The following is an 11883-nucleotide window of genomic DNA, read 5'->3' as shown; positions in this document are numbered from 1 at the left end:
TCGCGATACTCCGGCGGCCGCCCCGGGCCGATACTGCGGGCTCTGATCGGGAGGCTGGTCCATGTTGAAGCGTCGACAATTCCTGTGCGCAACCGGCGCGAGTGTGCTGCTTGCAGCGTCCAGGCCCCTACGGGCCGTCAGTCCGGTGGCGTCTGCAGCGGTTGAGTTGCGAGAGGCATGGGCCGGGATCGAACGCAGGAGCGGCGGCCGCCTGGGCATCTGCCTGCTCGACAGCGCCACCGGCAGGCGCATCGGCCAGCGTGAGGACGAGCGCTTCCCGCTGTGCAGCACCTTCAAATTTGTATTGGCTGCGGCGGTGCTGCAGCGGGTGGACAAGGGCGAGCTGACCCTGGGGAAACGGGTGAAGATCCGCGCCGCCGACATGCTTGAACATGCCCCGGTCACCGAGCGCCATGTCGGCGGGTCGCTGAGCGTGGCCGAGCTGTGCCGGGCCACGATGATCCATAGCGACAACCCGGCCGCCAACCTGCTGTTTCCGCTGGTGGGCGAGCCGGCCGGACTGACCGCCTTCCTGCGCGGCATCGGCGATGCGCACACGCGCAGCGACCGCCACGAGCCGGAGATGAACCGGTTCGCCCCGGGCGACCCGCGCGACACCACCACCCCGGCGGCAATGGCCGCCACCTTGCGCACCCTGCTGCTGGGCGACGCGCTGCAGCCGGCCTCGCGCAAGCAGTTGACCGACTGGATGATCGACAACCGCACCGGCGATACCTGCCTGCGCGCCGGCCTGCCGCGCGGCTGGAACATCGGTGACAAGACCGGCAGCAACGGCAGCGACACCCGCAACGACATCGCCATCCTGTGGCAGCCAGGACGCCAGGCACCGCTGCTGCTGACCGCCTATCTCAATGGCGCAACGGTCGATGCTGCCGCACGCGATGCAGCGCTCAAGGCTGTTGCTGCCGCGGTCGCGATGACGGGCGCGGGGTTCACCGACGACGCGTTCCAGCGCGAGTGGCGCACGCTGACAGCGGTCACGCCGCGCTGAGTTTTCTCAACCGGGCGCGCCGATCACCAGCGGCTCGTCCTGCTGCAGCCGCGCCGGCCCGCCCATGGCCGGGTCGCTGACGCTGTCTGCGCCGGTTTCGATGCGCCCGGCAAGCCGCTGCGCTGCACCGTCGTGCGTCACCCACAGGTCGTACCAGCCGCCGGTTGCTGCTGCCTGCCAACGGCGTCGTTCGGTGGCGCCGGGTGCAATGCGCAGGCGTTCGTGCGGTTGCGCGGTGGCATACGCGCCCGGCTGCAGCTCCACCTGCACCGCAGTGCTGCCGGCATTGCGCAGCGCTAGGGACACGGCCGCGCGATCGTTCGCATCCTGGGTGATCTCGGCCACCAGTAACGGTGCGCCCGGATCTCCGCAATAGTGACGATGGAAGCCATTGGGGCCGATCAACCACAGGTCGTAACGGCCATCGCCGGTGGCCCACGTGCCATCCACTGCCGCGCCGTTCCCCACCGTATAACGACGCGGAATTGCGGCAAGATCGAGGCGGTTGTAGACGTGCAGGACCACCGCCGCGCCAGCGTTTGACATGCGCAGCTTCACCTCGCCACGCTCAGGCAGATAAGCCAGTTCCACGCTGGGGCGATACGGCAGCGCCCGCGAACGGCGTGTACCGAACGGCTGCTGCGGCGATTGCAACGTGGCCGGCAACGGCGGCAGTGCGTGTTCGCGCAGGGCTGCCGCGCGCGCTGCGGTAGCGCTGACATCGGGCAACGCCGCGACGAAGGGGCGCGCATCGGCATTGCGGAAGTCGAATGCACCGGCGAGGTCACCGCACACCGCGCGCCGCCACGGCGTGATCTCCGGCGCGGGCACGCCGAAGCGGCGTTCCAGCAGGCGCAATACCGAGGTGTGGTCGTACACCTGCGAATCCACCCAGCCGCCGCGGCTCCACGGCGAGATCACGTAGAGCGGCACGCGCGGGCCCAGGCCATAGGGACGGCCGCGCAGCTCGGGCAGATCCACCTTCTGTTCGCCCGGTGCCGGGTGGCGATGGTAGTCGTCGTCGGTAGCGATGCTCGATGCGCCGGCAAGGCCGCCGGCCGCGCGCGGGTCCGGCGAAGGTGGCGCCGGCGGCGGCATGTGATCGAAGAAGCCGTCGTTCTCGTCGAACATCAACAGCAGTGCGGTGCGGCTCCACACCTGCGGATCGGCGGTCAGCGCATCCAGCACACGCGCGGTGTAGGCCGCGCCCTGCGCAGGGCTGGACGGATCCGGATGCTCGCTGCCGGCCGCATCGGCGATGACGAAACTCACCGATGGCAGGCGCCCGCCCAGCACATCGGCGCGTAGCTGCTCCACACCTCGCGTGCTGATACCACGCGCGCGCAGTTGCGCATCGTGGCCGGGCGCGTTGCGGTAGGCCTGCCGAAACGCCTCGAACCCGGCCAGCGGGTTGTCGGTGAAGTTGTCGGCCATGTCCTGATAGATCTGCCAGGACACGCCAGCGCGTTGAAGCTGCTCGACGTAGGTCGTCCAGCGATACGGCTCGGCAAAACCGCCCAGCTCCGGGAAATTGTCGTGCGAGTTGCCGATCACCGGCCCGCCGGCGCGCCCCTGCGGGTCGTTGCCGCCGCTCCACAGAAACACGCGATTGGAATTGGTGCCGGTCTGGATCGAGGCGTGGTACGCATCGCAAATGGTGAAGGCGTCGGCGAGCGCGTACTGGAACGGAATATCCGCGCGCCGGTAATAGCCCAGCGCGTGGTCGTGCTTGGCCGCGGCCCAGTGCCCGAGCCGGCCGTGATCCCAGGCGCGTTGCGCATCCACCCAGCTATGCGGCGTGCCTTGCACGCGCATGAAGCCGAATTGTGCTGCGGTATCCAGCGCAAACGGCGTCAGCCATTGGCGGCCGTCTTCGCTGGGTTGCAGCCACACCGTGCGCGCGGGCGCGCCCGGCAGCGGCGGCGCGGGAATGGGGAAACGATCGCCGAACCCGCGCACGCCGGGCAGGGCGCCGAAGTAATGATCGAAGGCGCGGTTTTCCTGCATCAGGATCACCACATGCTGCAGATCTTCCAGCGTGCCGGTGCGGCGATCCGGCGCGATGGCGGCGGCCCGCGCGATGCTGGGCGGCAGCAGCGCGGCGGCGGCGCCGGCAAGCCCGGTCTGCAGAACGCGGCGGCGGGGAAGGTCGATCATCGTGTCACCTGGTTGGCGCGCCAATCCTGTCGGCGCTGGAGCGGGCCGAGCGTACCCAACGCGTCAGCGCATGTGTTCTGGCGCGTGCGTGCACAAGCGCCAATGCCGTCCCTTTGCAGGTGCGCAGGAGACAATGCAGGGAGCGGATCGGTCGTGTGCCTTTTCCCCGATCCGCTCCCCATTACTGGAAATCCTATCGCCTGTCGGGCAGCGGTGCGCGCTCTACGCTAGAGATCCAGCGTCACGGTCAGCCCGACCGTGCGCGGCGCGCCGATGAACGCGCTGTCGCTGCCGTCCACGCCTTCCAGGTAGCGCTTGTCGGTGAGGTTGCTGACGTTGAGCGCCAGCTGCAGGCCCTTGAGCTGCGACGACAGTTGCGACAGTTCCACGCCCAGGTTGGCATCGAAGGTGGTCACGCCATCGAGTGCCGCACGGTTGGAGGCGTCCAGGTAGCGCTTGCCCAGGTAGCGCCCGGACACACCGAAGCGCCACGCCTGGCCGCGCCAGTCCGCCGACACCACCAAGGTGTTGCGCGGTTGGCCGATCACCTGCGCACCGGGGGTGATCTCCAGCGCGGTGTCGCGCGCGGCATCGCCGCTGCCCAGGTAATCGGCCTTGTTGTAGGTATAGGCACCGTTGATGCGCCAGCCGTTGTCCCAGCCATAGCCGAGCGCCGCTTCCATGCCGCGCGCATGCACGCCGCCGAAGTTCTCGTACACGCCATCGGTTTCGCCCAGGTAGTCGATGCCGGTGACGAAGTTGGCCGGCACATAGACGATGCGGTTGTCGAAGCGGATGTCGTACAGCGTCACGCTGCCGGTCAACGGCCAGCGGCTCAGGCGCAGGCCGAGTTCGACGTTGTCGGCGGTTTCCGGTTGCACCCGGCTCAGCGCGACCGGGTCGGTTTCGCCCAGCACGCCGGAGGGAATCGCGGCGAAGTTCTGCGAATACCCGGCAAAGGCTTCCAGGCCCTGCATCGGGGTGGTCCAGGTCAGGCCGGCCGACAGCAGCGGGTCCGAGTGCGAATCCGACTCCACATGCTGCGCATCGCCGATGCGGCGGTCGCGGGTCTGGTCGACGAAGAACTGCTTGACGCCCACGCGCCAGGCGAAGGCGCCGTAGCGCATCACGTCCTCGACGTAATACATCTGCTCGTCGGTCTGGTAGTCATCCTTGAACTGCACCCAGTACGGCTGATGATCGAAGCCGATGTTGGTGCCGACGTTGAGCAGGCGATGCCAGTCGCGGGTGACGCTACGGTCGTAACGTTCCAGCCACGCACCGGCGCGCACGGTGTTGTCGATGGCGCCCAGATCCGCGCGCCATTCCACGTCGGCCATCGCGCCGGCGCGGTGGTTGTCGTAGTGGCTGTGGCGATACGACTGCACCGGCACCGAACCGGCCGGATAGCAGGCCGGGTTGGATTCGGCCGGCAGCGCATCGCTGCCGGCGCAACCGGCCAGCATCGTCGCGGCCGCGCCGCCGGGCGTGAGGTAATACAGCTTGCCCAGGTCGCTGCCGGCATACACGGTGTTGCCGCCACGCGCTTCGGATTCCGCTGCGCCGGCGCCGTCGTTGGTGACATCCACCAGATACGGCGGAATCCAGTCGCCACGGCCCTGCATGCGGTGCGCGTAGCCGGTCAGCGTGGTCTTGAAGCCAGTGCCGCCATCGAAGGCGCCGCGCAGATAGCCAAAGGTGTTCTTGCGCAGCGCGCGCGAGCCGGAGCGATAGTTCTGGTCCAGGTACGGAATGCCGGTGAGCGTGCCGGTCAGCAGGTCGTGCTCGGGGTCGCGCGCGAACTGTTCGGGCGTCACGCTGGTGTATTCGGATTCGTCGGCATCGTCGTAGGACGCGTAGCCGCTGAGCGTCCACTTGTCCAACACGCTGACGAACTTGCCGGCCAGGTGGTCGCGGCGGGTGTGGCCGCTGCCGTCGATCCAGTCGTCGTTGCGTGCCGACGAGCCGCTGACCCAGGCGCGCGTGTTGCCGCCGAGCAGGCCGGTGTCGTAGCGCGCGTAATACTTGCGCGCCTGGTTGTCGCCGATGCCGCCGATCACGCGCACGCGCTGCTCTTCCAGCGGATCGCCGGTGAGGTAGTTCAAGGTGCCACCCAACGCTTCGTTGGAGCGCGAGGCGATGTCGGCGGTGCCCTGGCTGACTTCCACTGTTTCCAGGTCCGGCATGTCGATGAAGCGGTTGGCCTTGGAGCCGCCGCCATAGGCCGAACCGCCGTTGGGCACGCCATCGATGGTGGTGCCGATCTGCTGGGTATCGCGATTGCTGACGAAGCCGCGCATGCTGATCTGGGTGCCCCAATCCGACGAGCCGAAGGCATCGGCCTCGGTCACCACCACGCCGGGCAGTTCGTTGAGCGCATCGTTGACGCTGCCCAGCACGAACTGGCGGTCCAGCATCTCCTTGCTGACATTGGTCTTGGAATACGTCATCGCCTGGCCGACCACCTGCACCTGATCCAGCGTGGACACCTGCTCGCCAGCGGTGCCCGGTTCGGCCGCGGACGGGCCAGTCGCTGCGCCATCGGGGGCTTGCTGTGCGTAGGCGGGCAGGGTGAGCGGAACCAGTAACAACGCGAGCGTGGCCGGATGGCGCACGCGCGAGGAGGACGTCGAATCCATTGCAATCCAACAAGCGGGGAGGTCCGCAAAGACTGCCGCGCTTGCATTGCGTGATGATGACCGCGCAAAAGGTGTGGTCGGGATCACTGGATGGTTCTACTACGCCCTGCCGCAAGAACGATTGCGGGCTAGCGCCGTCTGCATGCTTTTCGCGTTGGGTCGTTGAACGATACCTCCGGAGCTGCGTGTCATACCGTGGGCTATTCATTCAAAGACAGGCGATGCGAGTCGTCGCGTCGTTGGAGGGTGGTCAAGTGCTTGGGTCAAAAGCTCAGGTCTTCGAGGGCGCGGCGCCCCCACCGCTTGCGGGACACGCCGTGAACCCATCCCTGGGGGCTCGGTGGCGGCATCCATGCCGCCACACGGTCCCGCAACCGGCAAGGACGCCGCACCAGACAGTTGGTCGGCGCTCACTTGAAAAACTGTCTGTAGTGAGGCTTGCACCAGACGTGGAGTCGATGCGTCATGATCGATCAAGGCGTATCGAGCACCGCTCTTACCTTGCGCACCGACCATCCCGACAGGTCCTTGCCCGCCCACCGTCGCGGGACCTTACGCGGCATGGATGCCGCGTAAGAGCCTCCATGGACAGATTCACGGCGTGTCCCGCGATGGTGGGCGGGCAAGGGCCCTGCAGCCAAGCCGCAGATCATCGGCTCTACAGATGATCTACACGGCCTTCTATCAACTGCTCTGTCTTGCGGTGTGTCCCGCGACCGTGGGCGGGCAAGGGCCCCGCGGCCAAGCTTCAGATCATCGGCTCTACAGCTGATCTACACGGCCTTCTAGCTGCTCTGTCTAGCGGCGTGTCCTGCGACCGTGGGCGGGCAAGGGCCCGCAGCCAAGCCGCAGATCATCGGCTCTGCGACCGATGCCCGCGAAACGGGGGCGTTAGCCGCTCCTGGCGTGCGGCGGTGCTTCGGCCTGCTGCGTTTCCGGCATCAACTCCAACGCCGATGGAGTGGTGCGCAGCATCGGGCGGAAAGAGATCGGGTGGATGCGGCGGCGCGTGAAGCGCAGCAGGCGTGCCAGGGTAAATCCGGCCAGTGCCAGCAGCATCACCGCGAAATAGACCGGGAGCGCGGCAGGGCCGAATTTCTGCATCGCGCCACCGGCCAGGGCCGGACCGATCGCCGCGCCCACGCCATGTACCAGCAGCAGGCTGCTGCAGCCGGAGAGCAGATCTTCGCGCGGCAGGTAATCGAGCATGTGTGCCACCGCGAACGGATACAGCGAGAACGCCAAGCCGCCGTACACGAAGAACAGCACGAACAGCAGCTGGGTCTGTGCCTGCACCATCGGCACCGCGGCGGCGATCGCGATGCCGGCCGCCAGCATGCTGATCGTGACCAGGCCGATGCGCCGGTCATGGCCATCGCTGATGCGCCCGATCGGCCACTGCAGCACTGCACCGCCGATGATGGCGGTGAGCATGAACATCGCCACGCCGTCGGCATCCAGCCCGATGCGGTCGGCGTACACCGGCAACAAGCCCCAGAACGCCCCCATTGCCAGACCCGACAATCCCGCGCCGATGGTCGCCACCGGGGCCCACGCGTACAGCGTCTTGAGGCGCAGGCGCGACACGTGCGGCACCTCGGGCGGAATCAGGCGCGTGGTCATCACCGGCATCACTGCCGCGCAGATCAGGATCGCCGTCAGCGTGAACATCGCCGGTGCGCCCGCATCGCCTGCGGTGAGCAGGATCTGGCCCAGCGCCAATGCCGACAGATTGATCGCCATGTACACCGAAAACACCCGGCTGCGCCGGCGCGCGTCCGGCTCGGCGTTGAGCCAGCTCTCGATCACCGTGTACAGGCCGACCAGCGCCGCGCCGGTGACCAGCCGCAGCAATCCCCAGCCCCAGGCGTTCAACCAGATCGGATGCAGCAGCACCGCGATCGCCGCCAGCGCCGCGTAGAACGCGAATGCGCGGATATGCCCGATGCGCCGAATCAGCGGCGGTGCGAAGAAGGTACCGAGAAAAAAGCCGGCGAAATACCCGGACATGATCAGGCCGAGCGCACGCGCATCGAAACCGGCCTGGCCACCGCGCACGGCAAGCAGGGTGCCGAGCAGCCCGCTGCCGGTCAGCAGCAGGGCAACGCCCAGCAGTAAGGCAGTCAGCCGCAACATGGATGCGGTCCTCGTGGGGGAAGAGGCGCGTCGATCACCTGTTTGAGTGTAGCAGCCCGTGTCGCGCGGCTTGACCCAAGCCAGCTGGCTTTCGGCGTTCGATACCAAGTGGTTGGCTGTAGTTCGTCGCGAAGCCTGGATGGTTGACGTTCCGGATGACGGCCCCACCTGCCTGCGCAGTTCGCACGGTCACGCCGCCCCGTCGCGCACTCGGTGCCCAGGCCGGCGACCGTCGGCATGCGCGCGCACGCCTTGCAGTCTGCCGACGGAGCCGCGATGCCGGGCGCCCATCGGGCGCACGGGCGGGCGCGCAGCGATCACCGGTCGATGTTTCTCGCCGGCAACGTGCGCGCGTGGTCAAGCGCAGCTGCACCACTGCACCTGCCTGCCCGCATCCGTCTAGAATCTGCGCCCCTGCATCGTCTTCAGCTGATCCTGCCATGCCCATCTACGGTTTCCAGTGCACCACCTGCGGCCACGCCTTCGACCGCCTGCAGAAGATGGCCGACCCCGATCCGCAGACCTGTCCGGCCTGCGCGGCGGCCACGATCAAGCGCCAGATCACCGCGCCGTCGTTCCGGCTGTCCGGTAGCGGCTGGTACGAGACCGATTTCAAGTCGGCGGGCGAGAAGAAGAAAAACCTCAGCGAGAGCAGTAGCGCCGGTGGCGATGCCAAGCCGGCCGCCGCCGCCGAGAGCAAGCCCGCGGCAAAGCCCGCGGCCGACCCTGCCTGAGCCGGGTCAGCGCGCCGCAACGACGGGCGGTGCCGGGCAGCGGCTGGCAGTGCTGAAGCCGCATCCCCCGTCCCGACCCGTAAGCGGCGCGCGTACCTGCTGCCTCAACGCGCCTCGAAGCGCGCCCGGCAGCCATCGTTGACCCACAGCGTCGCGCGGCGGTCGTCGTACCCCCAGCTGCGGCCTTCTTCGCAACGGGTGTCGGACAGCTGGCGGGTCAGCACCGGGCGGCCATAGCGGCCATCCCAGCCGCAGGTGCGCAGGCGGCGGTCGTCACTGGCGCAGGTGATGGCGTAATCGTTGCGCGGGCGGTCGTCGCGGCCACCGTCGCCGCCGTCACCCCGGCCCCAGCCGCCGCCGCGTGCCTGCGCAAACTCGCCCCGGCAGCCGTCGTCCACCCAGATCCGGCCCCCGTCCTGGCGCCAGTTGCGGCCTTCCACGCAGGGCGTGTTGGACAGTTGGCGCACCAGCATGGCGCGGCGCCAGCCGGTGTCGCAGATCTTCTGGCGCTGGTCGTTGCTCTCGCAGCGCACCGTACCGGCGACCCCGCCACCGCCGGGGCCAGTGTTGCCGCCCCAGCCGCCACCGCCGTTGCGACCATCGACAAAGCGCCCACGGCAGCCATTGTCGACCCAGACCCGGCCGCGGTCGCTGCCCCAGTTGCGGCCTTCGATGCAGCGGGTGCCGGAGATGTTTTCGACCAGCACCGCGCGGCCGCGGAACGGCGTATCGCACTCACGGCGACGGTTGTCGTTGCTGGAGCAGGTGATGCTGGGGCCGTTCCAGCCACGGTCCTGCGCGGCGACAGGCGCACTGGTCAGCAGGCCGGTCAGGGTGATCAGGCCGAAGCCGGAGAGCAGCAGGGCGGTGCGCAGCATCGTGTCGTCCTTGGTGCGGAAGGGTCTGGCGCCTATTCAGCCGGGCGCTGACTTAAGCGGCCATGAGCGCCTGCGCATTTGCTCCTGTCGCCCGCCGGCCCCAGAATATCCGGCTCTCCGGCGCCGTCCTGCGTCGGGTTTTCAGCGGAGCTTTCGATGCGTACCCACTTCTGCGGCCTGGTCGATGAGACCTTGATCGGCCAAACCGTCACTCTCGCCGGCTGGACCGACGTGGCCCGCAACCTGGGCGGGGTGTGCTTCATCGACCTGCGTGACCACGAAGGCATCGTGCAGGTGACGGTGGAACCGGTGGCCGGCGACGACGCCAGCGCCGAGCTGTTCAAGGTGGCCGCCAGCCTCGGCTACGAGGACGTGTTGCAGGTCGAAGGCGTGGTGCGTGCGCGTCATGCGGTCAACGACAAGCTGCGCACCGGCAAGGTGGAAGTGATCGCCACCCGCATCAGCATCCTCAACAAGGCTGCGCCGCTGCCGTTCCACGCGCATGAAAACCCGGGCGAGGAAACCCGCCTGAAGTACCGTTACCTGGATTTGCGCCGTCCGGAAATGCAGCGCATGCAGCGCACCCGCATCAAGCTGGTGCAGGCGCTGCGCCGGCACCTGGACGCACGCGATTTCCAGGACATCGAAACCCCGATCCTGACCAAGGCCACCCCGGAAGGCGCACGCGACTTCCTGGTGCCGGCGCGCATGCATCCGGGCGAGTTCTATGCGTTGCCGCAGAGCCCGCAGCTGTTCAAGCAGATCCTGATGGTGGCCGGCTTCGACCGCTACTACCAGATCGCACGCTGCTTCCGCGACGAAGCGCTGCGCGCCGACCGCCAGCTGGAATTCACCCAGCTGGACATGGAATTTGCCTTCGTGCGCGAGCGCGACGTGCAGGATTTCGTCGAAGACATGATCCGCGCCATCTTCGCCGAAGTGGTGGAGGTCGAACTGGCCGCGCAGTTCCCGCGCATGACCTGGGCCGAGGCGATGCGTCGCTATGGTTCGGACAAGCCGGACCTGCGCATCGGGCTGGAGCTGGTCGACGTGGCCGAGCTGGTCAAGGCCAGCGAATTCCCGGTGTTCACTGCCGCCGCCAATGACGCCGACGGCCGCGTGGCCGCGCTGCGCATCCCCGGTGGCGCCACGCTGAGCCGCAAGCAGATCGACGACTACGCCGCGCACGCCGCCAAGTACGGCGCCAAGGGCCTGGCCTACATCAAGCTGTCGGAGACCGGCGAGGTCAGCTCGCCGATCGCCAAGTTCTTCGGCGAAGAGGCCTTCGCTGCGCTGCTCAAGCACGTCGGTGCGGCCAATGGCGACATCGTGTTCTTCGGCGCCGGCCGCTACAACACCGTGTCCGACTTCATGGGCGCACTGCGCCTGAAGGCCGGCAAGGAGTTCAATCTGGTCGCCGATGGCTGGGCGCCGCTGTGGGTCACCGATTTCCCGATGTTTGAGTGGGACGAGGAGGCGCAGCGCTACGTGGCCCTGCATCACCCCTTCACCGCGCCGGCGGTGGACGACATCGCCGACCTGCGCGCCAATGCCCGCACCGCGGTCTCGCGTGGTTACGACATGGTGCTCAACGGCAACGAGATCGGCGGCGGTTCGATCCGTATCCACCGCCCGGACATGCAGAGCGCGGTGTTCGAGCTGCTCGGCATCGGCGCCGAGGAGGCGCGTGCCAAGTTCGGCTTCCTGCTCGATGCGCTGAACTACGGCGCCCCGCCACACGGCGGCATCGCCTTCGGCATCGACCGCATCGCGGCATTGATGGCCGGCACCGAGTCGATCCGCGACGTCATCCCGTTCCCCAAGACCACCGGCGCGCAGGACCTGATGACCGACGCCCCGTCGCCGATCGCCGCCGATCAGCTGGCCGAAGTGCACGTGCAGGTACGCCCCAAGCAGGCCTGACCTGCCACACACGGCCACGCCAGCGCGTGGCCGTGCAGCTGATACGCCGCGCCGCGCCGCCCAGCGTGTCGCATGCTTAGATGCGGTGGCGCGCTGCACATCTGCCGAACTGGCGGTGTCCTCAGCCGAGGCGCGCCCTGCCGCAACCGCGACGCAGGGCCGCGCTCCTCGCGCGCCCTCGACAATCCACTGCGAGCGGTCCGCACACGCGCGCCCCGGAAACGCGGATCCCGGATGCTTTCCCGCTTCCCGCTTCCCGCTTCCCGCTTCCCGCTTCCCGCTTCCTGCTTCCCGCTTCCTGCTTCCTGCTTCCTGCTTCCCCATTCCCCATTCCCCATTCCCCATTCCCCATTCCCCGCTTGCGGCAACGAAGCCGCATGCGGGGAATGGGGAATGGGGAATGG

General features: G+C 67.9%; 7 protein-coding genes. 3 read left to right on the top strand and 4 right to left on the bottom strand.

The features are described from left to right. Window positions 1-61 precede the first annotated feature (61 nt). Window positions 62-1012: a class A beta-lactamase gene (bla, locus tag EO141_RS11665; protein ID WP_127169271.1), complete on the top strand. Its 951-nt coding sequence runs from the start codon at window positions 62-64 to the stop codon at window positions 1010-1012. Window positions 1013-1018: 6 nt separating this feature from the next. Here the strand turns inward: bla and EO141_RS11660 are convergent, their stop codons facing one another. The 3 genes from EO141_RS11660 to EO141_RS11650 form a co-directional block, all read right to left on the bottom strand. Beyond that, on the bottom strand, window positions 1019-3169 hold the full coding sequence (locus EO141_RS11660; RefSeq protein WP_127169270.1) for a phospholipase C, phosphocholine-specific: 2151 nt from the start codon (window positions 3167-3169) through the stop codon (window positions 1019-1021). A 227-nt stretch (window positions 3170-3396) separates the two neighbouring features. Next, the gene (locus EO141_RS11655) at window positions 3397-5808 is read right to left on the bottom strand and encodes a TonB-dependent receptor (RefSeq protein WP_127169269.1); all 2412 of its coding nucleotides are present in this window, start codon (window positions 5806-5808) and stop codon (window positions 3397-3399) included. Window positions 5809-6699: 891 nt separating this feature from the next. After that, a complete protein-coding gene (locus EO141_RS11650; RefSeq protein ID WP_127169268.1) occupies window positions 6700-7944 on the bottom strand; it encodes an MFS transporter in 1245 nt (414 codons plus the stop codon). A 440-nt stretch (window positions 7945-8384) separates the two neighbouring features. Between EO141_RS11650 and EO141_RS11645 the strand changes: the two genes are divergently transcribed. Next, on the top strand, window positions 8385-8678 hold the full coding sequence (locus tag EO141_RS11645) for a zinc ribbon domain-containing protein (RefSeq protein WP_104583599.1): 294 nt from the start codon (window positions 8385-8387) through the stop codon (window positions 8676-8678). A 104-nt stretch (window positions 8679-8782) separates the two neighbouring features. On the opposite strand, the gene EO141_RS11640 is transcribed toward EO141_RS11645, so the two are convergent. Further along, window positions 8783-9556 carry a DUF3011 domain-containing protein gene (locus EO141_RS11640; protein WP_126941987.1) on the bottom strand — a complete coding sequence of 258 codons (774 nt, stop codon included), beginning with the start codon at window positions 9554-9556 and terminating at the stop codon, window positions 8783-8785. A 156-nt stretch (window positions 9557-9712) separates the two neighbouring features. Between EO141_RS11640 and aspS the strand changes: the two genes are divergently transcribed. After that, complete coding sequence (aspS, locus tag EO141_RS11635; RefSeq protein ID WP_127169267.1) at window positions 9713-11479, top strand: aspartate--tRNA ligase; 1767 nt, start codon at window positions 9713-9715, stop codon at window positions 11477-11479. Window positions 11480-11883: the final 404 nt, after the last annotated feature.

It is taken from the genome of Xanthomonas sp. BRIP62415, assembly GCF_003993515.1.
In the GTDB taxonomy this organism is placed as follows: Bacteria; Pseudomonadota; Gammaproteobacteria; order Xanthomonadales; family Xanthomonadaceae; genus Xanthomonas; species Xanthomonas euroxanthea.
Note: the sequence above shows the minus strand (reverse complement) of the source record. Positions and strands in the feature narration are given on the sequence as shown.

Bases quoted from the DNA above. Each gene is read 5' to 3' on its own strand.
- bla (WP_127169271.1), top strand. From the start codon at position 62: ATGTTGAAGCGTCGACAATTCCTGTGCGCAACCGGCGCGAGTGTGCTG.
- EO141_RS11660 (WP_127169270.1), bottom strand. From the start codon at position 3,169: ATGATCGACCTTCCCCGCCGCCGCGTTCTGCAGACCGGGCTTGCCGGC.
- EO141_RS11655 (WP_127169269.1), bottom strand. From the start codon at position 5,808: ATGGATTCGACGTCCTCCTCGCGCGTGCGCCATCCGGCCACGCTCGCG.
- EO141_RS11650 (WP_127169268.1), bottom strand. From the start codon at position 7,944: ATGTTGCGGCTGACTGCCTTACTGCTGGGCGTTGCCCTGCTGCTGACC.
- EO141_RS11645 (WP_104583599.1), top strand. From the start codon at position 8,385: ATGCCCATCTACGGTTTCCAGTGCACCACCTGCGGCCACGCCTTCGAC.
- EO141_RS11640 (WP_126941987.1), bottom strand. From the start codon at position 9,556: ATGCTGCGCACCGCCCTGCTGCTCTCCGGCTTCGGCCTGATCACCCTG.
- aspS (WP_127169267.1), top strand. From the start codon at position 9,713: ATGCGTACCCACTTCTGCGGCCTGGTCGATGAGACCTTGATCGGCCAA.